Source organism: Burkholderia territorii (assembly GCF_902833055.1).
Classification (GTDB): domain Bacteria; phylum Pseudomonadota; class Gammaproteobacteria; order Burkholderiales; family Burkholderiaceae; genus Burkholderia; species Burkholderia territorii.
In genome coordinates, this window is sequence record NZ_CADFEJ010000005.1 from 104,810 (window position 1) to 127,680 (window position 22,871).

A 22,871-nucleotide genomic window follows, 5' to 3' on the forward strand; every position below is an offset into this window, starting at 1 on the left:
GGTGGCAGTGCCGGCCCCGCGGCCGGCCCCCGCCATCGCGCCGCGCCGGTCGCGCCGGCGCGACACCGTGATCGTCAATAGCCGCTCGAGCCCGCGCTGCCCGTACCGCCCGCGCCGCCGCCGCCGGAGCCTGTCGCGCCCGACGAGCGGCCGTTACCGGCACCCGCGCCGGTGCCGCCCTCGCCGGCGCCTACGCCGCCCATGCCGGCGCTGCCCCCCGCGCTGCCGCCGCCGGTGGCGCCGCCCGTGCTGCCGCTGCCGCCGGTCCCGGCGCCGCTCGGGCCGCCCGGTTTGGTCCGCACATGCGGGCGCCCGTGCGAACGCGTGGCGCGCGGCTCCTGCATGCGCGTCGCGGGCGGTGGTGCTGCCGTATTGCCATTCGTCATACCGCCGCCGGTGCCCTGTGCCGATGTGTCCGGCGGCGACAGGATCGGCGCACCGGTGCCCTCGTCGGAGCGCTGCGAATTCTGCGCCCATGCGGCCGGCGCGGCCGCGACGAGTGCGACGGCCGCGCACGCAAGAATTCGGCGCGCGGCAGATTTCGATTCGAATACTGGCTTCATGGAACGTTCTCCCTCAATGGAACGGCTGTCGTGGAATTTCCTGCGCCCATGGTCCAGCAAGGCACGTGCCGTCGGCGATGCGCGGCACATCGCTTGCTGCGCAGCACGATCGACCCGTACGGAGCCCTGTCATGCCTTCAGCTACCGCCTCCCGTCCGCACGGCAAACGCGTGACGCGCCGCCCCGGCCGCGCGCGCAGCAACGATCCGCATCACCGCAAGCGCTGGTCCGCCGATGTCATGCGAAAGAGCGATGCGCTCGACATCGAACCCGAGATCTTCAAGTCCGACGACCCGGGCGAGATCGCGGCATCGCTCAAGCGCTCGGCCGAGCACAGCCGCCGCCGCAAGGCACCGCCGTTCCAGTCGGCCATGTCGATGCTCAACTTCTACGTGAACCGCGCGGGCCGCAACCTGCCGAAGACGCGCCGCGCGACGCTCGAACGCGCGAAGCGAAAACTGCGCGAGGCGTTCGGCCGCAAGCCGTGACGCCGTCCACCCGCTCCGTATCGACTCACTCCGCCAGCACGCAATGCATGAAACGCTGTGGTATCTGATCATCGGCGCGGTGCTGATGAGCATGGGCGTCGCGACGTCGGCGCTACGTCACCTGCCGTGCAGCAGCGCGATGATCTATCTCGCGCTCGGCGTCGCGCTCGGCCCGTCCGGCGCCGGGCTCCTGCATCTCGACATCGAACGCGACGCGCCGCTGTTGCGCGAGATCGTCGAGGTCGCGCTGCTGGTGTCGCTGTTCGCGATCGGCCTGCGCCTGCGCGTGCCGCTGTCCGACAAGTTGTGGCTCGTTCCCTGCCGGCTCGGCCTGCTCGCGATGGTCGTCACCGTGCCGCTGCTCGCCGGCTGCGCGGTGCTGACGCTGGGGCTGGGATGGGGGCCCGCGCTGCTGCTCGCGGCGATCCTCGCGCCGACCGACCCGGTGCTCGCGCACGACGTGCAGGTGCACGATCCCGGCGACCGGGACCTGGTGCGCTTCGCACTGTCCGGCGAGGGCGGGCTGAACGACGGCATCGCGCTGCCGTTCGCGCTTGCGGGCCTTGCGCTGTGCGGCGCGCCCGGCACGCCGCACGCGCAGCCGGCGCTCACCGGCGCGTTCGCGCTTGCCGTGTTGTGGGGCATCGCGGGCGCAGCCGCGATCGGCGGCTTGCTCGGTGCGGCCGCCACCAAGGCGATCGGCTGGCTGCGCACCCGCTACGCCCAGGCGCTCGGGTTCGAAGGCTTCTTCGCGCTCGCACTGATCGTGCTGTCGTTCGGCGCCGCGCAACTCGCGAATACGTTCGGCTTCATCGCGACGTTCGCCGCAGGCGTCGCGATGCGACGCGTCGAGCATCGCGCGAGCGGCGACCGGCGACCGCGCGAAGTGATCGGTCGAATCGACTCGGAAGACGTGGTCGCGACCGAGAAGCACCCGGAGAAGGTGCACGCGTTCATGACCGAATCGGTGCTGGACTTCACGATCGAGCTTGAACGGATCGCCGAGGCGCTCATCATGACGATGATCGGCAGCGTGCTCGCGACGCTGTCGGCCCCGCTCCTGACGTGGAGCTCGATCGGGCTCGCCGTCGTGCTGTTCGTGGCCGTGCGGCCGCTCGCCGTGCTGCTGACGCTGACCGGCTCGCGCGCGACCCACGCGCAGCGGCGGTTGATGGCGTGGTTCGGAATCCGCGGGATCGGCTCGTTCTACTACCTGCTGTTCGCGCTCGAACACGGGCCGGCCAGCGCGGTGCGCCCGCTCGCGGCGCCGGTGCTGGCCGTGGTGTCGGCATCGGTGATCGCGCACGGCGTGTCCGCGACGCCGCTGATGGACTGGTATTACCGCCTGCAGCAGCGTCGACGCTGACCGCGCGGGCGACGTCACGATGCATCGAGCCGCGCGCGCATCTGCGCGGTGATGCGCTGCCGCGTGTCGTCGTAGCCTTCCCACGGGTCGCCCTCGAGCCGGTCGAGGCGTTCATGCAGCGTGTCGATCGTCCATTGCGCGCCGCCGGTCGTGCCGGGCACTTCGTCCCAGCGCAGCGGCACGGACACGCCCATCCCCGGCCGCGCACGCGTCGAATACGCGGCGATCGTGCTCGCGCCGCGACCGTTGCGCAGGTAGTCGATGAAGATCTTGCCGCGACGATGACGCGGGCCCATCGTCGCGGTGAAACGGTCGGGCAACGCGGCCGCGACGTGCTGCGCGACGGCGCGCGAGAAGTCCTTCACGTCGTCCCAGCCGAGGTGCCGCGTGATCGGCACGACCACATGCAGGCCCTTGCCGCCGCTCGTCTTGCAGAACGACGCGAGCCCCAGCTCGTCGAGCAGCCCGCGCACGAGTTGCGCCGCCTCGATCATCGTGCTCCACGGCAGCGCCGGATCGGGGTCGAGGTCGAACACGATCCGGTCCGGCCGTTCGATGTTCGACGCATGCGCATTCCACGTATGCAACTCGATCGTGCCCATCTGCGCCGCGCCGAGCAGCGCGTCGACACTGTCGAGCGACAGCAGCGGACCGTGCCCCGGATCGAGCCCGGCGTGCTGCGTGACGAACGGAATCTCGCGCCGCTCGGCATGCTTCTGGAAGAACAGCTCGCCCGCGATGTCGCCAGGCGCGCGCACCAGCGACACGGGCCGCCCCTTCAGGTCCGGCAGCAGCCATGGCGCGACCCATTGCCAGTAACGCGCGAGATCGATCTTGCGTGTGCCGCTGGCCGGATCAAGCACGCGGTCGGGATGGGTGATACGCACGCGGCCAAGGCGGTCCGGGCCGGTATCGTCGCTGCCCGTCGTGCGGGCGGATGCGCGCGAACGCGCGGGGTGCTCGCGGCCATTCGCGTCGTGCGACGCGTGCTTCGCGCGGTGTTTGTCGTCGTGCGTGGTCTGACGTTGATCCATCGCCACCTCCGTATTCGCATGTTTCGGCACTTCGCGGACGATCTGCGTGGCCGGCTTGTCCTCGCGCAACGCGATGAATGCGGCCTGCCGCACGATGCCGTCGCCGGTCCACTCCGCGAATTCGCATTCGGCGACGAGCGTCGGCTCGATCCAGTGCAGACGCGTGCGCGAGCGCTCCCGCGGCGGCGGATCGAACGGCGCCGTATCGCGCTCGTGCTTGCGCAGGATCGACGCAAGCCGGTCGAGCATGCGCGCGTCGAAGCCCGTGCCGACCCGCCCGACATAGCGCAGCGGTGCCGGCCCGCGCGTGCGCTTGCCGCCCGGCGCCGGTTCGTGCACGCCGAGCAGCAGCGCACCGAAGCCGTGACGGCTGCCCGATGGCTCGGTGTAGCCGCCGATCACGAACTCCTGCCGGCGCCTGCATTTGAGCTTGATCCATGCGGGCGAACGTCCCGCCCGATAGCGCGAGTCCGCGCGCTTGCCGATCAGCCCTTCGAGTCCGGTATCGCATGCGCTCGCGATCAGCGACGCAACGTCGTCGCCGAGATCGGGCGAAAAGCGCACTCGTGCGGCGTCGCTGTCGGCCAGCAGCGGTTCGAGCAGCGCGCGGCGTGCGGTGAGCGGTGCGTCGCGCAAGTCGTGGCCGTCGAGATAGGGCAGATCGAATACGAACAGCGTGACCGCATCCGAGCGTCCCGCACCGAGTGCGTTCTGCAGCGCCTGGAAATCGGGAAGACCGTTCGCGCCGAGCACGACGGCCTCGCCGTCGAGCCATGCGTCGTCGACGGCGAGCGCCGCGAGCGCCTCGCGTTGCGCGCGCAGCTTCGCGGTCCAGTCGCGACCTTCGCGCGTCATCAGCTTCACGTGCCGGCGCGTGCCCTTGCCGGAAATGCGCGCGAGGATCCGGTAGCCGTCGAATTTCAGTTCGTAGCGCCAGTCGCCCTGGTGCGGCGGACCGTCGACCAGCGTCGCGAGCTGCGGCGCGACGCGCTCGGGCAACGGCGCGCGCACCGCGCCTTCGATCGCGGACGGATCCGCAGGCGCGCGATCGCGGTCGTCTCGAGCGCGGTCGCGGCCGTCATGCCGTGCGCCGCGCGCGTCGTGCTTTCCGGCCTCGTCGCCGCGGCCGCGCGGCGCCGCACGCGTGCGCTTCGAGCCGCCGCTCGAATCCACCCGCGCCGCCCGCCCGGCCCCGTCATGCACACTCCCCGGCCGCTCGCCGACGACGTCGAACTCGTCCGCGCCGCGCGCATCGTCGTCGCGCTCCTTGATCAGCAGCCACTGCTCCTGCCGCCCCTCCTGGCGCCCGCTGCGCACGAGCGCCCATCCGCCGTGCAGCTTTTCGCCGTCGAGCCGGAACGTCAGCTTGCCCGCGCGATAGCCGTCGCGTGCCTGCGCGAGTCCGCCGTCGGGCGTCCACGTGCCTTCGTCCCAGACGACGACCGACCCCGCGCCGTAATGCCCGGCCGGAATCTCGCCTTCGAACGACGCATATTCGAGCGGATGGTCCTCGACATGCACGGCAAGACGCTTCACCGACGGATCGAGGCTCGGCCCCTTCGGCACGGCCCACGACTTCAGCGTGCCGTCGAGTTCCAGCCGGAAGTCATAGTGCAGTCGCCTTGCATGATGTTCCTGGATCACGAAGCGCAGCGGATGGCCGGCACGCGCGCGCGCGCGAGCGGCCGGCTGCGCATCGGCCTTCGCCTTCGCCCGCCGACGCCCGTGCGCGCCTTCGGGTTCCGGCGTCTCGCCGAAGTGGCGCTTGCGGCGATATGGATCGAGCTTGCCGGGCATGACATCACCTCGCTTCGCGCCGCGTCATGCGGCATGCTTGCGGCGCGCAGTCGTTTTCTTCGCCGCATGGTCGCCGGTCGCGGCGCGTTTCGCGGGCGATCGTTTCGCCGCGGCGGTCTTCGCGGCCGCGCCCTTCGCGGCGGTCTTCGAAGCCGGCTTGCGGCGCCCGCTGTCGCGCGACGACGAAGGCGCCCGGTCTGCATTCTCGTCCTCGTCGCCCGCATCGCGCAGATCGGCCGCACGCGCTCCGCCGCCGCCTTTCAGGCTGCGCTTCAGCAATTCGGTGAGGTCGACCACGTTGGTCGCCGCACGGCTCGTCTGCGCGGGGCGCTCCTCGATCTCCTCGATCTTGCCCGCGCGTACCTTGCGCTCGACCAGCTCGAGGATGTCGTCGCGGAACGTATCGTGATATTGGTCGGGCGTCCATTTGCCGGCCATGTCTTCGATCAGCTTCTTCGCCATGCCGAGCTCGCGCGCGGTCACGCCCGCGCGCTTCGCGTCCTCGGCCGGCACCGACAGCTCGTCGAGCGGTCGCAACTCATCCTGCCAGCGCAGCGTATCGAGCGCGAGCAGCGGCCCGACCGGAATCAGCGCGCCGAGATGCTGGCGGTCGCGCATCACCACGAGCGCGATGCCGATCTTGCCGCTGTCCTTCAGCGCGTCGCGCAGCAGCGCATAGACCTTCTCGCCCTTGCGGTCCGGCACGAGATAGTATGGTGTGTCGAGATAGAGGAACGACACGGCGTCCTCGTCGACGAAGGTCAGGATGTCGACGGTCTGCGTCGATTCGGGGTTCGCCGCGCGGATTTCGTCGTCGGTCAGCACGACATAGCGCTCCTTCTCGTACTCGTAGCCGCGCACGATGTCCTCGCGCGTGACTTCCTTGCCGGTACGCTTGTTGATCTGCCGGTAGCCGATCGGATCCATCGACCGTTTGTCGAGCATCCGAAACGACGGCTTGACGGTGCGCGTCGCGGGAAAGAGCTGCACGGGCACGTGAACGAGCCCGAAACTGATCGCACCTTTCCAGATCATCCGCGGTGCCATGACTGTCCTCCTTGCCGCTTGCATGCGCGCCGGGCGAGCCGGCTGCGCCGTGCGGCGCCCGCATGGTGCCGTGCCGTCGGGTTGCGGCCGATGGCCGGCTCGCGGAGCTTCGTCATGCGCGCGTCCTCGTCATATCGGTTCGGTGAAGGACGGCGGCACGCGGGACCGCGTCGCGGCGCGCACGGAGCCGTCACGGAACGCGGACGAGCCGCGCGGCGCACGCCGCGGCGGCTCGCCGCGTTGTCGCGGCAGCCTGCCGCCGCGACGTCAGGGCGCGCTCAGCGCGCGATCCAGTTCCTCGCGCGTCACGTCGAGCGCGACGCTGCATTCGATCTCGGCGTCCTCGACGCGCGGCTTCTCTTCATCCACCGCGCGTCGCGCCATGTCGCACACATGCGTGCGCACGCGCAACCGGTCGGCGGCACCGAGCGACGCATAACGCGCGAGGACGTCCGGCTCGAAGCGCAAGTCCACCACGCAGCGCCACTGACGCGCGCTCGCCTCGGCCGGCACCCGCACCCACGACACCTGGATCGTCAGCCGCCCGGACGCATCGTCCGCGTGCACGACGAGGGTCGACTGAGACGGAAAGCCGTTCGCGAGCGCACTTTCGAGTTCAGCGATGCGCTGCGAACGGTCGGGCGTGACCGTCATCGGCGCACGACCCCCAGCAGCAGCGTGACCAGAAAGATCACGACGAAGATGTAGAACAGGATCTTCGCGATCTCGGCCGCACCGGCCGCGATACCGCCGAAGCCGAACACGGCCGCGATGATCGCGATGATGAAGAAGATGATGGCGTATCGAAGCATGAATTCCTCCTGGAGTCCTGACAAACGACGATCGTCGACGCGTTTCGCCGCCGATCAGGAATCGTGTTTGTGCCTGGGTTTGCCGTGGGTCGGCGTCGAAGCCATTTTTTCGAGTTCCTTTTCGCTCATCGACTTGGCCATCGACTTCGAAGGCGGCTTCAGGTCCTTCATCTTGGTGTCGCCGCGCTTCGCGGACAGGGCGGCCCCTGCGGCGCGTTGCTGGGCCTGGGACTTGGCTGGCATGGCATTCCTCCTCTCGGTGGTGCGCACGGCCCCCCGTTCAGCGGGCCGCGCGCGGTTCGGACGGTATCGTCATGCGGCGTCGCGCCGGCGCAGTTCGGCGGGCGGAATCTTCATCGCCTGGCGATACTTGGTCACCGTCCGACGCGCAAGAAGGATGCCGCGCCCCGCGAGGTTCTGCGCGAGCGCGACGTCCGACAGCGGATCGGTGTGGCGCTCTGACGCGATCATGTCGCGGATCAGCACCTTGGCGGCCGACGCCGAACACACGCCCTTGCCGGCTGCTTCCAGCTTGCGCGGGAAGAAATGCTTGAACTCGAACGTGCCGTGCGGCGTGGCCATGTACTTGTTGCCCGTCGCACGCGACACGGTCGATTCGTGCAGGTCGAGCTCCTCGGCGATGTCGCGCAGCACGAGCGGCTTCATCGCGATCTCGCCGTAGCGGAAGAAATCGCGCTGCCGCGCGACGATGCATTCGCCGACGCGCTGGATCGTGTCGAAGCGCTTCTGCACGTTGCGGATCAGCCAGCGCGCCTCCTGCAACTGCTGGCCGAGCGGCGAATCGCGCTCGCCGCTCGACTGTGCGAACAAGGTCGCGTAGCGCTCGTGCAACCGCGCGCGCGGCAGCACGGCCGGGTTGATCGTCACGATCCATTCGTCGCGCACCTGGCGCACGATCACGTCGGGTATCACGTAGTCGCCGCGCGCGCTGCCGTAATGATTGCCGGGACGCGGGTCGAGCGTGCGCACCAGCGCGCACGCGGCCTGCATCGTCTGCTGGCTGCAGCCGAGGCGGCGCTGGATTTCCGCCGTCTCGCGCCGCGCGAGCCGTTCGAGATGGTCGCGCGCGATCGCCTTCGCCTCCGCGAGCGCCGGCGTGCCGGCCGGAATCGCATCGAGTTGGAGGACCAGGCATTCGGACACCGAGCGCGCGGCGATGCCCGGGCGGTCCAGCATCTGCACGAGGCGCAGCGCGACCGCGAGATCCTGTTCCGACAGCAGCAGCGCCGGATCGGCCGCAACCAGCAGCTCGCCCAGCTCCTGACGCATATAGCCGTCCTCGTCGAGCGCGTCGATCACGATGCGCGCCGCTTCGCGGTCGCGCTTGTTCAACGGATAAAGGCGTAGCGCGTCGTGCAATTGCTGGTGGAGCGACGGCTCGGCCGCCATCCACTCGCCGGGCGACAGGTCGCTCGCGTCGTCACCCTGGCGGCTCGTGCCGCGCGGCGCCGGAGCGGCCGTGTACGACATCTCGCCGTCGGGCGGACGCACGTCGTCGCGCTCGGGCGCCGGATCGGGCGCCGCCGCCTCGACGGCGGGTACGGGCGCGTCGGCGGCGACTTCGTCATCGCCCTGGCCATCTTCGAGAAATGGATTCGAGTCGAGCGCCTGCCGCAATTCCTGCTGGAATTCGAGCGAAGACAATTGCAGCAGGCGAAGCGACTGCTGAAGCCTCGGCGTGAGTGCCAGATGCTGTCGCATCTGGAGCGCAAGCGTGACGGACATCGATGCCCTCCTGACAGTGTGCGAAATTGCGTTCGAACGAAATTACGCAGCTTCCATGCCAAGGCGGCAAAGCGCCGTCTGTCGGGGCTCTGGCGGGTTCGTACCCCCTGTGCGGCGCGTCCCGGTGGCGCCTTTTTTACAAGTGCCGGCAAGTTAGGGGCACGGCATTCGCGCCGGCGCACGCGCGCCGTCCCGCGCACTCAGTACTGCATCGGCGGCGGCGTGCCCGGCGTCGTCGGGCCGCCCTGCACACCGTTCGGCCCCGGCGGCGGCACGTCGGGCGCCTCGCCGCCGGCCGCGCCCGCCGGCATCGTGTTCTGCGGCGACGGGCGCGTGTCGTAGCGCGTATTCGCGTCCGGCATCGTCGTGGTCGGCGACGCGCCATGACCGTCCGGCGGCGCCGGCGGCGCACCGCGCGTGCCGTAGGTGCCCTGCGGTTGAGTGCATGCGCCCAGCGCGCACGCGGCGGCGAACGCACAGGCGCCCACACGCATCGACTGGATCGGTTTCATCGGAATCCTCCGTTGAGTCGACGGCACCGGGCCGGCCGTGGCGACACGGCTCAGAGCCGGTTGAAATGGAAATCGCCGGCATACGCGGTCGGCGCGCGGCGCGCCATCATCGTGTCGAACTCGGCGGCGACGCGTGCCAGCGCGCCGCGTTGCCGCTCGGTGCCGGCCTGCTCGAGCGCCGCGAACGCGTCGGTGTCGAAGGTGACGGTCAGCGACGCCGGATGACCGTCGACACGAAAGCCGATATGGAGCGCGCCGGCCGGCTGCTCCTCGACGTGGAACGGCATCGCGCGCGCCTCGAAATGGCGGCCGAGCGTCTCGGCCACGTCGCGCAGCATGCCGGGTTTCACGCGGATGCTCATCGTGGCCCCTCCGTGGATCGAGTGAACGCCACTGGCGGTATGCCCGTCGGCGGCACGTGGATCGGCGGCTCCCGCGTCGGCGGCTCGCGTTCCGGCGGCGGCCGCGCGGGCGGATCGCCTTCCGGATCGTGATACGGCTCGGGCGTGCCGGGCGGCAGGTCGTCCGGCGCGGGCGGTTCGGGATCCGGTTCGACGTCGGGCATCGGCGGGTCGGGCCGGTGCAGCGACCGGGCCGGGTTTCGGGTTGCGTCTCGGATCATGGGCATATGGGCGTTGTGCTGTCCTCTGGTGGAATCGGATCGCGCCGCCGCGCGCTTGGCGCCCGGTGCGCGATGCGCTGAAGTCCGCAAGCCGCGTGCCGGCCGCTCGCATCGCCTGCCGCGCGTCGACGTGCATGCGCGTCGGCCGCCGCGCCGTGCGACGTGTCTTCGCTACACCGCGCGCTGCAATTCTTTCAAGGCCATCGCGCTACGCGTCGTAGGCGGCCATCACGAGCCACAGCTCGTGATCGTCGTCGCGCACCCGCGCGGCGAGCGCGTACGGATCGGCCGGCTCGCACGCGCGCTGCAACGCGAAGCGCGCGGGCTCGGTCGAGCCGAACGTCTCGTCGAGCGGCCGCACGTCCGCCTTGCCCTCGAACATGCGGCGCTCCGGCCGGTAAATCAGCGGCTCCTGTTTCCAGGTGACGAAGTGGCTCTTCACCGACTCGAATCCTCCGCCGCAAATGTTGACTTCATAGCGCACTCCTGGCCGCCGTTTCGGAATCGTCATCGTGCCCTCCCGTTTGATGTGCGTGTGCACGCGCGCGTGGCGCAGCGTGTCGTCGTGGTCGACACCGTTGCGGCAAGTCGCGTGCCGTGCGGGTGCAGCGGGCACGGCCGTTGCGCTGTGAGTGGCCCATCGTCACCGACACGGAGCCCCGCCATGAAGGATTCGACCCGTTCCGGCCGCGACGCGCCGGCGCACGAACCGCATCCCGACCCGTCGCCGCCGCTGAAGGACCAGGACCGCACGAAAACGCGTCATTCGGAACGGCATATCGACAAGCAGCTCGAGGACACGTTTCCCGCGAGCGACCCGCCGGCCACCGGCGGCGTCACGCGCATCGAACCGGACACGCCGCCGGGCACGCACGACGACGGCCCTTGGCAGGACCCGGGCAAGCGCCGCGACGAATGACCGCCGGCGATTCGACGAAACGGACGAAACGCGCGTGCCGGACGGCGCGCCAACGGCACGCCAACGGCACGCCGCTTGCTGAATTGCACGGCCCCGCTTCAAACCGCAAGGAGAACTTCATGCATCGCGTCAACGAAATCATGTCGCAGGACGTCGTGCGCATCGCGCCGACCGACTCGATCCGTCATGCGGCGCAACTGATGGAGCGCTACGACATCGGCGCGCTGCCCGTGTGCGACAACAACCGGCTGATCGGCATGGTCACGGACCGCGATCTCGCGGTGCGCGCGATCTCGGCCGGCAAGTCGCCGGAGACGCGGATCCACGAAGTGGCGTCGGGCCCGATCGAATGGTGTTTCGAGGACGATTCGCTGGACGAGATCCAGCACTACATGGCGGACGCGCAGCTGCGCCGCCTGCCCGTCGTCGATCACGACAAGCGCCTGGTCGGCATGCTGTCGCTCGCGGACATCGCGACGCGCACGGCCGGCCCCGCGCGCGACGACGTCGCGAACACGCTCGAAGGCGTGTCGCAACGGAAGCGCACGTGACGGGGCGATCCTCGCCTCGTCCGATCACCCCGCGCGACCCGCTGGGCCCATCCCGGGCACGGCCGCGCTCCACTCAACCAGGAGGACAACCATGCAGACTTCCGATCGAGGACAGACGCGCATCGTCGGCAAGGGCGCCGCGACGGCGGCCGGCCCGGGCCCCGACGTGATGGCGGCCGACACGCTGGAAGGCGACAAGGTCTATACGACCGATGGCGACGACGTCGGCAAGATCAAGGACATCATGCTCGACGTGCGTTCGGGCCGCATCGCCTACGCCGTGCTGTCGAGCGGCGGCCTGCTCGGCATCGGCGACAAGCTGCTCGCGATTCCATGGAGCGCGCTCACGCTCGACACCGAACGCAAGTGTTTCCTGCTGTCGGTGTCGTCCGAGCGGATCCGCAACGCGCCGGGCTTCGACAAGGATCACTGGCCGGCGATGGCCGACCCGCAATGGGCCGAGCCGCTGCACGAGTTCTACGGCAGCACACCGTACTGGAGCGCGGGCGACGAGCTCGGGCTCACCGATCCGACCGAGGAACTGAACGACCCGCGCACGCGCGGCCCGCATTGACCGTTCGTGACGTGCCGGTAGTACAGGCAACGAGCCCCGCGCATGCGGGGCTTTTTTTGGGCTTTTCGACGGATCGGCGCAGCGCGCCGCCCGATTGATAACCATACGACATCAATCCTTCCAAAAATCGCACTTATCGTTTGACCGTCTTCAGGCGAACATTGCCGAAACCACAATAGACCGCTCCCCGGCGCATTCTTCCCGATTTCCCCTGGAGACACCCAGATGCACCCCTCGCCCAGCCTTCCGACCGGACGTTCGAAGGCCGCCGCGGTATTCCGCGTGACGGCCGGCAACTTCCTCGAGCAGTTCGACTTCTTCCTGTTCGGCTTCTACGCCACCCAGATTTCCGCCGTGTTCTTTCCCGCCGCGAGCGAGTTCGCGTCGCTGATGATGACCTTCGCCGTGTTCGGCGCCGGCTTCCTGATGCGGCCGCTGGGCGCGATCGTGCTGGGCGCGTACATCGACGACGTCGGCCGCCGCAAGGGCCTGATTGTCACGCTGGCGATCATGGCGAGCGGCACCATCCTGATCGCGTTCGTTCCGGGCTATGCGACGATCGGCCTGCTCGCGCCCGTGCTCGTGCTGGTCGGGCGCCTGCTGCAGGGCTTTTCAGCGGGCGCCGAGCTCGGCGGCGTGTCGGTCTATCTCGCCGAGATGGCCACGCCCGGCCGCAAGGGCTTCTATACGAGCTGGCAGTCCGCGAGCCAGCAGGTCGCGATCGTCGTCGCGGCAGGCCTCGGCTTCGCGCTCAATCACTGGCTGAGCGCGTCGACCATCGCATCGTGGGGATGGCGCGTGCCGTTCTTCGTCGGCTGCATGATCGTGCCGTTCATCTTCATGCTGCGCCGCAAGCTCGAGGAAACGCAGGCATTCAAGGCGCGCCGGCATCGTCCTGGCATGAAGGAAGTCTTCGGGACGCTGGCGCGCAACTGGGGCGTCGTGGTCGCCGGCATGATGCTCGTCGCGATGACCACCACGAGCTTCTATCTGATCACGGTCTACGCGCCGACCTTCGGCAAGACGGTGCTGCACCTGAGCACGGCCGACAGCCTGCTCGTGACGCTGTGCGTCGGCGTGTCGAACTTCGTGTGGCTGCCGATCGGCGGCGCCCTGTCCGATCGCATCGGCCGCCGCCCGCTGCTCGTCGGCATGACGCTGCTCGCGATTGCCACCGCGTATCCCGCGCTGTCGCTGCTCGCGCATGCGCCGTCGTTCATCAACATGCTGTTCGTGCTTCTGTGGCTGTCGTTCATGTACGGGATCTACAACGGTGCGATGGTCGTCGCGCTGACGGAAGTGATGCCCGTCGAGGTGCGCGTGGCCGGGTTCTCGCTCGCGTACAGCCTCGCGACGGCCGTGTTCGGCGGCTTTACGCCGGCCATCTCGACGGCGCTCATTCACATGACCGGCGACAAGGCCGCGCCCGGCTACTGGATGAGCATCGCCGCGGTGTGCGCGCTGCTCGCGACGTTCGCCCTCTATCGCCGGCACACGGCCACGCTGACGCCGGCACACTGAAGCCTGATGCCGAACGACCCGCTTCGACTCACAACGGCCAAGACCATGACCATCAAAAACCTGTTCCTCAAACTCTGCGCGAGCGCGCTCGTCGCCACTTCGGCGGTCGCCGCGAACGTGCAGGCCGCCGACCTGCACGTGATGAGCTCGGGCGGCTTCACCGCCGCGTACAAGCTGCTCGGCCCGCGATTCGCGTCCCGCACGGGCAACACGCTCGAGACCGCGCTCGGCCCGTCGATGGGCAAATCGCCTGAAGCGATCCCGAACCGCCTCGCGCGCGGCGAGCCGGCCGACGCCGTGATCATGGTCGGCTATGCGCTCGACGATCTGATCCGGCAAGGCAAGGTGATCGCCGGATCGCGCGTCGAGCTGGCCGATTCGCGCATCGGCATGGTCGTGCGCGACGGCGCGGCGAAACCCGATATCAGCACGGCCGAAGGCCTCAAACAGGTTCTGCTGCATGCGAAGTCGATCGCCTACTCGGACAGCGCGAGCGGCGTCTACATCGAGCGAGAGCTGTTCAGGAAGCTCGGCATCGAGGATCAGGTGAAATCGAAGGCGACCATGGTCCCGCGGATCCCGGTTGCGTCCGTGGTCGCGAACGGCGACTACGAGATCGGCTTTCAGCAGGTGAGCGAACTGCTGCCCGTGAAGGGTGCCACCTTCGTCGGGAAGATCCCCGAGTCGCTGCAGTCCGTCACGCGCTTCGCGGCCGGCATCCCGGTCGGCGCGCAGCATCCGGAAGAAGCGAAGGCGCTGCTTCAGTATCTCGCGTCGCCCGACGTGCAGCCGGATGTGCAATCGACCGGCCTGGATTCCGTTACCGCACGTTGAACACGAACGACGGGAAGGTGCGCGTCAGACCGCCTTCCCGCCGGGCCCGGCGTCGGCTTCATCGGCGCCGTTCGGGCCAGCCGGTGCGCTCGCGCCGAGCATCCGCGCAAGACGCGCACGATCGCACGCGCCTTCGCGCATCGAAACGAAGATCACCGCGCACGCGTTGCTGATCACGCTCGTCAGCGCACGTGCCTCGGACATGAAGCGATCGATGCCGACCAGAAGCGCGACGCCGGCGACCGGCAGGTCGGGCATCACGGCGAGCGTCGCGACGAGCGCGACCAGCCCGCTGCCGGACACACCGGCCGCCCCCTTCGACGTCAGCAGCATGATGGCCAGCATCGCCGCGATCTGCGGCGCGGAAAGCGTCACGTCGCACGCCTGCGCGATAAACAAGGCCGCGAGCGTCAGATAGATCGCGGTGCCGTCCAGGTTGAACGAGTAGCCGGCCGGCAGCACGAGCCCGACGACGCCCTTGTCGCAGCCGAGCGACTCCAGCTTGACGATCAGCCGCGGCAATACCGGCTCCGTGGAAGAAGTCGCGAGGACGATCAGCAACTCCTCGCGGATGTAGCGCAACAGCCGCCACAACGCGAAGCCGTGCAACCGCGCGAGCGGCGCGAGCACCAGCGCGACGAACAACGCGCACGCCACGTAGAACGACTCCATCAGCCACGCGAGCGAGCCGACCGAGCCGATGCCGAAGCGCCCGACCGTGAACGCCATCGCGCCGAATGCGCCGAGCGGGGCGAGCCGCATGATCATCGCGAGCACGCGAAACACGATCTGCGCGACGCCGTCGATCAGCGCCAGCACGGGCCTCCCGGCCTGCGGATACGCATTCAGCGAAAACCCGAACAGCAGCGACAGCAGCAGCACGGGCAGCACCTCGCCCTGCTGGAACGCGCCGAGCATCGTATCCGGGATCACGCTCAGCGCGAACGCGACGAGGCCGCGCGGTTGCGCGTGCTGCGCGTATTGCGCCAGCACGCTCGCGTCGAGATGGCGCACGTCGACGTGCATGCCGGCGCCGGGCTGCATCACGAACGCGGTGACGAGCCCGAATGCGAGCGCGGCCGCGGTCAGCAGATAGAACAGCACCAGCGCGTGGACGATCGTGCGCCCGATGGCCTTCCCGTTCGCGAGCGACGTGATGCCGGAGACGATCGTGCAGAACACGATCGGCGCGATCATCATCCGCACGAGGCCGACGAACGCGTCGCTGAGCGGCTTGAGCGCCGCGCCCGCCGACGGCCAGAAGTGGCCGACGCTCATGCCGAGCGCCATCGCGAGCAGCACTTGCACGTACAGCGAACGAAGCGGTGTTGCCAGCCTCACGGTGCAGTCTTCCTCGATGTCCCGGTCGTTTTCGTCACATGCATCATGCCGATGCATCGCTGCGCGGCGTGCCGCCGCCACGCCTTGCTTCGACGACCGCCCGGTGAAACTCCTCCGCGGCCGGCGTCAGCTGGCGTCCGCGCCGTTTCACGATGCCGACCCTGCGCTTGACCGTCGGTTCGACGAGCGGCACGCTGGTGAGCAGCGGATGGTCGTGTCCGGGCATCGCCATCGACGGCACCGCGGCGACGCCGAGCCCCGCCTCGACCAGCCCGAGCATGGTCGTCACGTGGCGCGTCTCGCACACGCTCGGCGCGCGCGGCGCGACGCTCGTCAGTGCCTGGTCGAGCAACAGGCGGTTGCCGGACGTCTTGTCCACCGACACGTATTCGTATTCGTAAAGCTCGCTCCAGGTCACGCGCTTCTTGCGCGCGAGCGGATGATCGCGCCGGCACGCGGCAACGAATCGCTCCTGCAGCAGCAGCTTGAACTCGACCTCGGATTCCTGGCTGCCCATGAAGCTCACGCCGAAATCGGCCTCGCCGCTGATGACGGCGCTCAGCACCTCGTTCGCGCTCGCATCCAGCAGCTTGACCCTGATGCGCGGAAAGCGGCGATGGTAGCTGGCGATCACGTTCGGCAGAAAGTAGTAGGCCACCGACGGCACGCACGCGATGGTCACGTGCCCGAGGCGGCTCGACGAGACGTCGCGGATGCCGAGCAGCGCGACGTCGAGATCGTCCAGCAGTTGCTCGGCGCTCGGCGCGAACACGCGGCCGACCGTCGTGAGCGTGACGCTGCGCGTCGTGCGCTCGAACAGACGCACGCCGAGCGCTTCCTCCAGCTTGTCGATCCGGCGACTCAACGCGGGCTGCGAAATGCTGATCGCCTCGGCGGCCTTCCGGAAGCTTCCCAGCTCCACCACCGCGCGAAACGCCTGCAAGTCGGTCAAATCGAAGTTGATTCCCACGGGCCAAGTCTCCGCATCTCGAATGCCGCGTATTGTGCCCGATTCGGGCAAGCACACCCAGCCGGGAGATGTCCGGCCGCGAAGCCGGGGGGCGCCGCCGTGCCGCGTGCGGCGGGCCAATGAGCGGGGCAAGGGCACGGCCGATACCGTTTTACAAGCTGCGTGTAAGCGCCCCGGGCGGTCACGCTCGCCCGTCGGCGGCCATGCGCCGGTTCCGCACAGCGGCGGTGTCGGCGGCATGGCGGCACCGTGGCGGCGTCCGGCCCGCCGCAAGATCGAACCGCATCGGGAATCTCTCCGCCAACCGCCCGGTGTCACGACTTGGCCCGCGCGCCGATCGACTGCATGCGGCATGCCGGTTGCTGTACGAAGTGCACTGCATCGATGAGGGAGCCGTCAATGCGCGCACTGCCGATGTTCCGACCCGGCCGGTTTTTCGGCCCGCCTGCCGTTCGCCGGCACGCGCACCGTCGTGCGCCCGTCGATGCGGGCGCCGCGCGGGCCGGTACGGGAAGCGCCGCATGACGCGCGCCGCGCCCGCGAAGCGCGCGGCCGTCCCGGCCGCCCCCGACGACGACGCACCGGCGACGCTCGATGCCTGCCGCCGCTGCGGACTGTGGGAACATGCGACGCAGCCGGTGCCCGGCGCGGGGCCCGCCGACGCGCGCATCATGCTGGTCGGCGAGCAGCCGGGCGACCAGGAAGACCGCACGGGCATCCCGTTCGTCGGCGCGGCGGGCCGCATGCTCGATCGCGCGCTCGACGAGGCCGGGATCGAACGCAAGTCCGTCTATCTGACCAACGCGGTCAAGCACTTCAAATGGGAGCCGCGCGGCAAGCGACGGCTGCACAAGACGCCCGCGCAGCGCGAGGTCGCCGCATGCCGCTACTGGCTCGAACGCGAACTCGCCGCGACGCACCCGCGCGTGATCGTCGCGCTCGGCGCGACGGCGCTGCGCGCGGTACTGCAGGACAACGACGCAACGCTCGAGCGCACGCGCAAGCCGGTGCGCTCGCCCGACGGCAGTCTCGTCGTCGCGACCTACCACCCGTCCTACGTGCTGCGCACGCGTGGCGCCGATTCGCGCGAGCACGCGTACCGGACGCTCGTCGATGCGCTGCGCACCGCGTCGCGGCTCGCGCGCGGCGCCCGCGGAGACGCCGAATGAGCGACCTGCGCGGCGACGACGCGGCGCGCGAACCCGCAACCGCCGCACCCACCGCACCCGCCGCGCAGCCGTGGTACCGGCGGCTCGGTCCCGGCCTGCTCGCGGGTGCGTCCGACGCCGATCCGAGCAATGTCGCCGTCTATGCGCAGGCCGGCAGCCAGTTCGGCTTCCACATGCTGTGGATGATCGTGATCACGCTGCCGATGATGGTCGCCGTACAGCTCGCGTCGGCATTCGTCGGGCGCGCGAATCGCGAAGGCCTCGTGGCGGGCATCCGCGAGCAGTTCTCCAGCCGCCTCGCCAAGGCACTGATCATGATGGTCGTAGTCGTCAACGTCGTGAACGTCGGCGCCGATCTCGCCGCAATGGGCGATGCGACCGCGCTCGTCGTCGGCGGCCGCAGCTACTGGTATGCGCCCGTCTACGGGATCGCGTCGCTCATGCTGCAGGTTTTCCTGTCCTACGAACGCTACGCGCGCTGGCTCAAATGGATGACGCTCGGGCTGCTCGCCTACGTGCTGGAGCTCGGCTTCGTGCACGTCGACTGGCGCAGCCTGCTTCACGCGATCGTGCTTCCGCACATTGCGTTCACCCACGACTATGCGACGACGGCGGTCGCGGTGCTCGGCACGACGCTGAGCCCGTACCTGTTCGTCTGGCAAGCCGCGCTCGAAGTCGAGGAAACCCAGGCCGAGCGCCGCAACGGCGATATCGCATGCGCGCCCGGCGCGCGGCGGGAGACCGAGCGACGCATCACGTTCGACACCTGGACCGGGATGATCGTGACCAACGCGGTATCGTTCTGCATCATGGTGATCGGCGCGGCCGTGTTCTTCGCGAACGGCGGACACGACATCGGCTCGACCGCGCAGGCGGCCGAGGCGTTGCGCCCGATCGCCGGCGAAGCGGCGTTCGTCGTGTTCGCGCTCGGCATCGTCGGCTGCGGGCTGCTCGCGATTCCGGCGTTCGCGGGTAGCGCCGCGTACGGCTGCGCGGAGGCATGGCGCTTCCGGGAAGGCCTGAACGAACCGGTGCGGCGCGCGCCGGCATTCTATGCGGTGCTGGCGGCGTGCGTGCTGGTCGGCATCGCGATCTGCTTCAGTCCTGTCGATCCGATCAAGGCGCTTTACTGGAGCGCGGTGCTCAACGGCGTCGCGGCGGTGCCGATGCTCGTGCTCGTGATGCTGTTGTCGCAGCGGCGCGATGCGGCCGGGCGACCCGGCAGCGGGCTCGCGTCGAAGGTGTTCGGGTGGCTGGCGGTCGTGCTGATGGCGGGATCGGTGATCGTAATGGCCATGGACATGCTGAGTTGACCGCGATGGGTGTGCTTCCGGTTCAGTTGTATCGGGCTCCGGTCACATTGCCCGCAAGGCTCCTTACACATGTATTGCCCGGCGGATCGTCCCGTAGATAGCGAGGCTGCTATGCTTTGACACCCCACGTGCACGACATGACCGGCCGCCCAATGAACCTGACTTTCGCTCCCACCACCCGGTCTGACGCCGAACGTTTGGTGGCCATTCGAATTTCCGCGATGCGCGAGAGCTTGGAACGTGTCGGTCGCTTCGACCCGAAGCGGGCACGAGAGCGTTTCCTCGCGTCTTTTGATCCTGCACTCTGTCGCTTCATCGAGGCCGATGGTATCCGTGTAGGCTTTGTGTTGATTCGCCCTCAAGAAGACCATCTGTACTTGGACCACTTGTACATCGAGCCTGAACATCAGAGAAAGGGTATCGGGGCAGCAGTGCTGCGAGAGATCTGTGCAGATGCCGATGCGCAACGGATGCCCATTCGCCTGGGTGCACTGCGAGGCAGCGAATCGAACCGCTTCTATCAGCGGCACGGCTTCGAGCAGACGGACGAAACGGAATGGGACATTTACTACGTGCGCCAGCCGTATGCCACCAAGGCGTAGGCCTTCAAGTTCTTGCGAACGAACCGAAGGCGCAGCCTGGAGAAGCATCAATCGCGAAAAACTTCATGCGATTGAAGATTCGTTCGGCATTCGCCCCGGGGCAACCCCGGCGCCGGCACGGCGAATCAACGACATCGGACAACCGGGCGGCCGCGCGAACAGCACGGCCCGGTTGCCCGACAACCATCGTTACATCATCTTGCCGCGTGACTTTTCGGCACGCGCGGCATCGGCCGCCGACTCGACCTTCTTCACTTCCTCCGGCGGCGGCAGCACCGCCTTGAAGCCCATCGAATCGATCCACATCTCGCGCGCCCAGCCGCGGGTGTGATACAGGTGATGGTCCTCGTCGGCCTCGACTTCATCGTGCGCGGCCTTCAGCGCCTTCGCCGCATCGCCGTCGGGCAACTGGTCGGCGGCATAGCCGATCAGCTCCCAGTTCAGGTGATCCTTGGTTTCCGCCAGCACCACGCATTCGGCCGCGACGACCTGCGCGACCGCCGGATCGGCCTGCTTCTTCGCCTGCTCGATCACCTGGACGAGCGACTTGCCGGTTGCCGCCACGGCGGCGCGGCCCGGCGACTGTGCATCCGGATCGAGGCCGAGCGTTTCGAATACCTTGCGCAGCACCTCCTGATGATGCATCGTCTCGCGGTGGTACTTCTCCCACTCCTTGTGCAGGTCCTCGTCGGTCGCGCACTGGAGCGCGGCCTCGTAGATCTTCGCGCCGCCAAGCTCGGTCTCGTATGCCTGGCAGAGCAGTTCAAGGATGCCTTCGTGCTTCGATTGCCGTTGGGCCATGACTGCCTCTCCGAAAAAACGGGCCGCCCGCGCGGCCCTTGGGTTGAAACGGGCGCGCGTTACTGCGCGCCCACCTTGCGTTGGAGTTCCTCCGCCATGCTCAGGTGATGCTTGAGCGTCGGCAGCGTGGATTTCGCGAACGCTCGCAGTTGCGCGTCCTTGCCGTCGCGCGCCTCGTCCTCGAACAGCGCGACCGCCTTCTTGTGCGCGTCCGGGCCGACCGCCGCGACATATGCGGTGTCGAAGTCGTGCCCGCGCTTGCCGCGCAGCGCCTCGACGTCCGGGTCCTGGATTTGATCCACCTGCGGTTTCATGCCGGCGCGCGCCGCAAGCGCGTTGAGCTTCGCATTCGCCTTGCCGTGATCGGCGACCATGCGCTTCGCGAACGCGCGGACGTCCGCCGATTGCGCCTGCTTCAGCGCAAGCTGGCTGGCCTGCACCTCGGCCTTGCCGGCGAGCGCGGCCTTGTCGACGAACTCGGCATCGCCGCCCTGCGGGGCCTTCGCGATACCGGCATCGTTCGCGCCGCCGCCCGACGACGGGTTGATCACGCCGCCCGGCACATGCGAATTCGATGCGGGCGGCTCGCTGGGCATCTGTGCCTGCGCGAATCCCGACACGGCGAGCACGCCCGCGGCAAGCGCCGCGATCGTCCAGTTGGGTTGTTTCATGCGCTTTCTCCTTGTGTGGACAGAGCCGTCAGCCGCCGACGATCGAGCCGCCGTTCGGATGCAAGGTCTGTCCCGTCATGTAACTCGCGCCCTCGGACGCGAGCAGCACGTAGCAGCCGATCAGTTCGTCCGGCTGCCCCGGCCGCTTGAGCGGCACGTTCGTGCCGAACTTCGATACCTGTTCGGCGGTGAAGGTGGACGGAATCAACGGCGTCCAGATCGGGCCGGGGGCCACGGCATTCACGCGAATGTCGCGCTCGGCCAGCTCGATCGACAGCGAGCGCGTGAACGCGACGATCGCCCCCTTGGTCGCCGAGTAGTCGGGCAGCTTCGGGCTGCCGTGATACGCGGTCACCGATGCGGTATTGACGATGCGCCCGCCCGCCTTCATGTGCGCCAGCGCGGCCTGCGTGCAGAACACCATGCCGTACACGTTGGTGCGGAACGTGCGCTCGAGCTGTTCCTCGGTCACGTCCTCGATGCCCGGCTGCGGATGCTGTTCGCCGGCGTTGTTGACGAGCACGTCGAGCCGTCCCAGCCGCTCGACCGTGCGTGCGACGGCGTCGTGCGCCTGCCGCCGGTCGCCGACGTCACACGCGATCGCCTCGCAACGCCGGCCCGCCTGCTCGATCAGGCGCTTCGTGTGCGCCGCGTCGTCCGATTCGTTCAGATAGACGATCGCGACATCCGCGCCCTCCTTCGCGAAGCCGATCGCCACCGCGCGGCCGATCCCGCTGTCGCCGCCCGTCACGAACGCGACCTTGCCGGCCAGCTTGCCGCTGCCGACGTAATCGGCCGCTTCGTCGTGCGGCTTCGGATGCATCTCCTGCTCGCGGCCCGGCTGTCGCGTCTGCGTCTGGGGCGGCGGGGCTTTGGTGTCGGTCATGGGTTTCCTCCTTGGTCGGGTGTCGCGAATGCATCGCAAGCCGCGTGCCGCCTGGCGCGCGGCGCGCACCGGCCCGCCGAATGGCAGGCTCGTGCGGAAATGGCCTGCTCAGCGCGGGTTGCCTTGCGTGGTGCCGTCCGGCCGGCGCACCGGATCGAAATCGCGCCATTCGCCGTCCTGCCAGTCGCCTTCGACGCACTCGATCGATTGCGCGCCGGTCGCGCGCAGCACGTCTTCCGCGGCGGCCGCGGTCGTGGCCGTCACGCGCGCGGCCAGGATCACGCCGGTTTCGGAATGCGCGAGCGTGCCCTTGCCTTCGGCCTGCTCGCCGCGCATCCGGCCCAGCGCGCCGCCGAATGCGCCGAGATACGCGCCCGCGAGCGCGCCCGCGGCCGGCACGAACCAGTAGTGCACGCCGAGCGCATAGACGATCAGCCCGACGATCGCGCCGATCAGCAGCCCGCGCAGCGCGCCGACCATCGCACCGCGACCGCCCGGCTTCGCGGCCGTATCGGCATACACGTCGCCGCCGATCGGAAACCGCGCGTGCTGGCCGCCCGGATTCAGGAAGAAGATCGACACGTCGTCCGGGCCGAATGCGCGCTCGTAAAGGTGGCGCGCGCCACCTTCCGCTTCATCGAACGTCGTGAAGCGTCCTGCGACGATCATGGCCATGTTCGTGCTCCTTCATAAGGTGCCGCGCACGCGACGGCGTGCGCGACGCGACGGGGC

General features: G+C 68.9%; 27 protein-coding genes. 10 read left to right on the forward strand and 17 right to left on the reverse strand.

Annotated elements, in window-relative coordinates:
- Positions 1–74 precede the first annotated feature (74 nt).
- A complete protein-coding gene (locus tag HW466_RS12515) occupies positions 75–563 on the reverse strand; it encodes a hypothetical protein (RefSeq protein WP_060347020.1) in 489 nt (162 codons plus the stop codon).
- Positions 564–694: 131 nt separating this feature from the next.
- On the opposite strand from HW466_RS12515, the gene HW466_RS12520 reads away from it, so the two are divergent.
- Positions 695–1,051: a DUF3175 domain-containing protein gene (locus HW466_RS12520; RefSeq protein ID WP_059452344.1), complete on the forward strand. Its 357-nt coding sequence runs from the start codon at positions 695–697 to the stop codon at positions 1,049–1,051.
- A gap of 43 nt (positions 1,052–1,094) precedes the next feature.
- The gene (locus tag HW466_RS12525) at positions 1,095–2,417 is read left to right on the forward strand and encodes a cation:proton antiporter (RefSeq protein ID WP_059848817.1); all 1,323 of its coding nucleotides are present in this window, start codon (positions 1,095–1,097) and stop codon (positions 2,415–2,417) included.
- A 14-nt stretch (positions 2,418–2,431) separates the two neighbouring features.
- Here HW466_RS12525 and ligD read toward each other — a convergent pair whose 3' ends face one another.
- The 10 genes from ligD to HW466_RS12575 form a co-directional block, all read right to left on the reverse strand.
- On the reverse strand, positions 2,432–5,248 hold the full coding sequence (ligD, locus tag HW466_RS12530; RefSeq protein WP_174906082.1) for a DNA ligase D: 2,817 nt from the start codon (positions 5,246–5,248) through the stop codon (positions 2,432–2,434).
- Positions 5,249–5,272: 24 nt separating this feature from the next.
- Entirely contained in the window at positions 5,273–6,295 is a 1,023-nt protein-coding gene (ku, locus tag HW466_RS12535) for a non-homologous end joining protein Ku (RefSeq protein WP_151006987.1), read from the reverse strand.
- Positions 6,296–6,562: 267 nt separating this feature from the next.
- Positions 6,563–6,949: a DUF3022 domain-containing protein gene (locus HW466_RS12540; protein ID WP_059452340.1), complete on the reverse strand. Its 387-nt coding sequence runs from the start codon at positions 6,947–6,949 to the stop codon at positions 6,563–6,565.
- Positions 6,946–7,107 carry a DUF1328 family protein gene (locus HW466_RS12545; RefSeq protein ID WP_006767422.1) on the reverse strand — a complete coding sequence of 54 codons (162 nt, stop codon included), beginning with the start codon at positions 7,105–7,107 and terminating at the stop codon, positions 6,946–6,948. The genes HW466_RS12540 and HW466_RS12545 overlap by 4 nt, the downstream gene beginning before the upstream one ends.
- Before the next feature lie 54 nt (positions 7,108–7,161).
- Positions 7,162–7,350 carry a DUF3008 family protein gene (locus HW466_RS12550; protein WP_038572123.1) on the reverse strand — a complete coding sequence of 63 codons (189 nt, stop codon included), beginning with the start codon at positions 7,348–7,350 and terminating at the stop codon, positions 7,162–7,164.
- A 69-nt stretch (positions 7,351–7,419) separates the two neighbouring features.
- Complete coding sequence (gene rpoN / locus HW466_RS12555) at positions 7,420–8,853, reverse strand: RNA polymerase factor sigma-54 (RefSeq protein WP_151006831.1); 1,434 nt, start codon at positions 8,851–8,853, stop codon at positions 7,420–7,422.
- A 200-nt stretch (positions 8,854–9,053) separates the two neighbouring features.
- Positions 9,054–9,365, reverse strand: a complete 312-nt coding sequence (locus tag HW466_RS12560) for a hypothetical protein (protein WP_059452338.1) — start codon at positions 9,363–9,365, stop codon at positions 9,054–9,056.
- A gap of 50 nt (positions 9,366–9,415) precedes the next feature.
- Positions 9,416–9,727 (reverse strand): hypothetical protein, encoded by a 312-nt coding sequence (locus HW466_RS12565; RefSeq protein ID WP_059505150.1) that lies wholly within the window; start codon positions 9,725–9,727, stop codon positions 9,416–9,418.
- On the reverse strand, positions 9,724–9,993 hold the full coding sequence (locus HW466_RS12570; protein ID WP_060339201.1) for a hypothetical protein: 270 nt from the start codon (positions 9,991–9,993) through the stop codon (positions 9,724–9,726). The genes HW466_RS12565 and HW466_RS12570 overlap by 4 nt, the downstream gene beginning before the upstream one ends.
- 202 nt (positions 9,994–10,195) lie before the next feature.
- The gene (locus tag HW466_RS12575; protein WP_059452504.1) at positions 10,196–10,498 is read right to left on the reverse strand and encodes a hypothetical protein; all 303 of its coding nucleotides are present in this window, start codon (positions 10,496–10,498) and stop codon (positions 10,196–10,198) included.
- A gap of 153 nt (positions 10,499–10,651) precedes the next feature.
- Here HW466_RS12575 and HW466_RS12580 point away from each other — a divergent pair, with 153 nt between their 5' ends.
- The 5 genes from HW466_RS12580 (at position 10,652) to HW466_RS12600 (ending at position 14,386) form a co-directional block, all read left to right on the forward strand.
- Entirely contained in the window at positions 10,652–10,906 is a 255-nt protein-coding gene (locus tag HW466_RS12580; protein WP_059505152.1) for a hypothetical protein, read from the forward strand.
- Positions 10,907–11,025: 119 nt separating this feature from the next.
- On the forward strand, positions 11,026–11,457 hold the full coding sequence (locus HW466_RS12585; protein WP_151005817.1) for a CBS domain-containing protein: 432 nt from the start codon (positions 11,026–11,028) through the stop codon (positions 11,455–11,457).
- Between the two features lie 91 nt (positions 11,458–11,548).
- On the forward strand, positions 11,549–12,031 hold the full coding sequence (locus HW466_RS12590; RefSeq protein ID WP_059768889.1) for a PRC-barrel domain-containing protein: 483 nt from the start codon (positions 11,549–11,551) through the stop codon (positions 12,029–12,031).
- 225 nt (positions 12,032–12,256) lie between these two features.
- Positions 12,257–13,552, forward strand: a complete 1,296-nt coding sequence (tcuC, locus tag HW466_RS12595; RefSeq protein ID WP_151005819.1) for an MFS transporter — start codon at positions 12,257–12,259, stop codon at positions 13,550–13,552.
- A 51-nt stretch (positions 13,553–13,603) separates the two neighbouring features.
- Complete coding sequence (locus HW466_RS12600) at positions 13,604–14,386, forward strand: substrate-binding domain-containing protein (protein WP_059452503.1); 783 nt, start codon at positions 13,604–13,606, stop codon at positions 14,384–14,386.
- A gap of 24 nt (positions 14,387–14,410) precedes the next feature.
- On the opposite strand, the gene dctA is transcribed toward HW466_RS12600, so the two are convergent.
- Positions 14,411–15,727: a C4-dicarboxylate transporter DctA gene (gene dctA / locus HW466_RS12605; RefSeq protein WP_151005821.1), complete on the reverse strand. Its 1,317-nt coding sequence runs from the start codon at positions 15,725–15,727 to the stop codon at positions 14,411–14,413.
- Positions 15,728–15,770: 43 nt separating this feature from the next.
- Positions 15,771–16,697, reverse strand: a complete 927-nt coding sequence (locus HW466_RS12610) for a LysR family transcriptional regulator (protein WP_059848812.1) — start codon at positions 16,695–16,697, stop codon at positions 15,771–15,773.
- 521 nt (positions 16,698–17,218) lie between these two features.
- On the opposite strand from HW466_RS12610, the gene HW466_RS12615 reads away from it, so the two are divergent.
- The 3 genes from HW466_RS12615 (at position 17,219) to HW466_RS12625 (ending at position 19,781) form a co-directional block, all read left to right on the forward strand.
- A complete protein-coding gene (locus tag HW466_RS12615) occupies positions 17,219–17,866 on the forward strand; it encodes a UdgX family uracil-DNA binding protein (protein ID WP_059505156.1) in 648 nt (215 codons plus the stop codon).
- Entirely contained in the window at positions 17,863–19,179 is a 1,317-nt protein-coding gene (locus HW466_RS12620) for an NRAMP family divalent metal transporter (protein WP_174905562.1), read from the forward strand. The genes HW466_RS12615 and HW466_RS12620 overlap by 4 nt, the downstream gene beginning before the upstream one ends.
- Positions 19,180–19,331: 152 nt before the next feature.
- On the forward strand, positions 19,332–19,781 hold the full coding sequence (locus HW466_RS12625) for a GNAT family N-acetyltransferase (protein WP_151006284.1): 450 nt from the start codon (positions 19,332–19,334) through the stop codon (positions 19,779–19,781).
- Between the two features lie 189 nt (positions 19,782–19,970).
- Here the strand turns inward: HW466_RS12625 and HW466_RS12630 are convergent, their stop codons facing one another.
- The 4 genes from HW466_RS12630 to HW466_RS12645 form a co-directional block, all read right to left on the reverse strand.
- Complete coding sequence (locus HW466_RS12630) at positions 19,971–20,582, reverse strand: DUF892 family protein (RefSeq protein WP_059505162.1); 612 nt, start codon at positions 20,580–20,582, stop codon at positions 19,971–19,973.
- Between the two features lie 59 nt (positions 20,583–20,641).
- Complete coding sequence (locus HW466_RS12635) at positions 20,642–21,253, reverse strand: DUF4142 domain-containing protein (RefSeq protein WP_151006282.1); 612 nt, start codon at positions 21,251–21,253, stop codon at positions 20,642–20,644.
- Between the two features lie 28 nt (positions 21,254–21,281).
- Entirely contained in the window at positions 21,282–22,139 is an 858-nt protein-coding gene (locus tag HW466_RS12640; RefSeq protein ID WP_151006281.1) for an SDR family oxidoreductase, read from the reverse strand.
- A 108-nt stretch (positions 22,140–22,247) separates the two neighbouring features.
- Positions 22,248–22,814, reverse strand: a complete 567-nt coding sequence (locus HW466_RS12645) for a hypothetical protein (protein ID WP_174905563.1) — start codon at positions 22,812–22,814, stop codon at positions 22,248–22,250.
- Between the last annotated feature and the right edge of the window lie 57 nt (positions 22,815–22,871).

Bases quoted from the DNA above. Each gene is read 5' to 3' on its own strand.
- HW466_RS12630 (WP_059505162.1), bottom strand. From the start codon at position 20,582: ATGGCCCAACGGCAATCGAAGCACGAAGGCATCCTTGAACTGCTCTGC.
- rpoN (WP_151006831.1), bottom strand. From the start codon at position 8,853: ATGTCCGTCACGCTTGCGCTCCAGATGCGACAGCATCTGGCACTCACG.
- HW466_RS12545 (WP_006767422.1), bottom strand. From the start codon at position 7,107: ATGCTTCGATACGCCATCATCTTCTTCATCATCGCGATCATCGCGGCC.
- HW466_RS12615 (WP_059505156.1), top strand. From the start codon at position 17,219: ATGACGCGCGCCGCGCCCGCGAAGCGCGCGGCCGTCCCGGCCGCCCCC.
- HW466_RS12565 (WP_059505150.1), bottom strand. From the start codon at position 9,727: ATGAGCATCCGCGTGAAACCCGGCATGCTGCGCGACGTGGCCGAGACG.
- ligD (WP_174906082.1), bottom strand. From the start codon at position 5,248: ATGCCCGGCAAGCTCGATCCATATCGCCGCAAGCGCCACTTCGGCGAG.
- HW466_RS12625 (WP_151006284.1), top strand. From the start codon at position 19,332: ATGAACCTGACTTTCGCTCCCACCACCCGGTCTGACGCCGAACGTTTG.
- HW466_RS12570 (WP_060339201.1), bottom strand. From the start codon at position 9,993: ATGCCCATGATCCGAGACGCAACCCGAAACCCGGCCCGGTCGCTGCAC.
- HW466_RS12540 (WP_059452340.1), bottom strand. From the start codon at position 6,949: ATGACGGTCACGCCCGACCGTTCGCAGCGCATCGCTGAACTCGAAAGT.
- ku (WP_151006987.1), bottom strand. From the start codon at position 6,295: ATGGCACCGCGGATGATCTGGAAAGGTGCGATCAGTTTCGGGCTCGTT.
- HW466_RS12575 (WP_059452504.1), bottom strand. From the start codon at position 10,498: ATGACGATTCCGAAACGGCGGCCAGGAGTGCGCTATGAAGTCAACATT.
- tcuC (WP_151005819.1), top strand. From the start codon at position 12,257: ATGCACCCCTCGCCCAGCCTTCCGACCGGACGTTCGAAGGCCGCCGCG.
- HW466_RS12585 (WP_151005817.1), top strand. From the start codon at position 11,026: ATGCATCGCGTCAACGAAATCATGTCGCAGGACGTCGTGCGCATCGCG.
- HW466_RS12635 (WP_151006282.1), bottom strand. From the start codon at position 21,253: ATGAAACAACCCAACTGGACGATCGCGGCGCTTGCCGCGGGCGTGCTC.
- HW466_RS12580 (WP_059505152.1), top strand. From the start codon at position 10,652: ATGAAGGATTCGACCCGTTCCGGCCGCGACGCGCCGGCGCACGAACCG.
- HW466_RS12560 (WP_059452338.1), bottom strand. From the start codon at position 9,365: ATGAAACCGATCCAGTCGATGCGTGTGGGCGCCTGTGCGTTCGCCGCC.
- HW466_RS12515 (WP_060347020.1), bottom strand. From the start codon at position 563: ATGAAGCCAGTATTCGAATCGAAATCTGCCGCGCGCCGAATTCTTGCG.
- HW466_RS12640 (WP_151006281.1), bottom strand. From the start codon at position 22,139: ATGACCGACACCAAAGCCCCGCCGCCCCAGACGCAGACGCGACAGCCG.
- HW466_RS12520 (WP_059452344.1), top strand. From the start codon at position 695: ATGCCTTCAGCTACCGCCTCCCGTCCGCACGGCAAACGCGTGACGCGC.
- HW466_RS12550 (WP_038572123.1), bottom strand. From the start codon at position 7,350: ATGCCAGCCAAGTCCCAGGCCCAGCAACGCGCCGCAGGGGCCGCCCTG.
- HW466_RS12620 (WP_174905562.1), top strand. From the start codon at position 17,863: ATGAGCGACCTGCGCGGCGACGACGCGGCGCGCGAACCCGCAACCGCC.
- HW466_RS12590 (WP_059768889.1), top strand. From the start codon at position 11,549: ATGCAGACTTCCGATCGAGGACAGACGCGCATCGTCGGCAAGGGCGCC.
- HW466_RS12645 (WP_174905563.1), bottom strand. From the start codon at position 22,814: ATGGCCATGATCGTCGCAGGACGCTTCACGACGTTCGATGAAGCGGAA.
- HW466_RS12525 (WP_059848817.1), top strand. From the start codon at position 1,095: ATGCATGAAACGCTGTGGTATCTGATCATCGGCGCGGTGCTGATGAGC.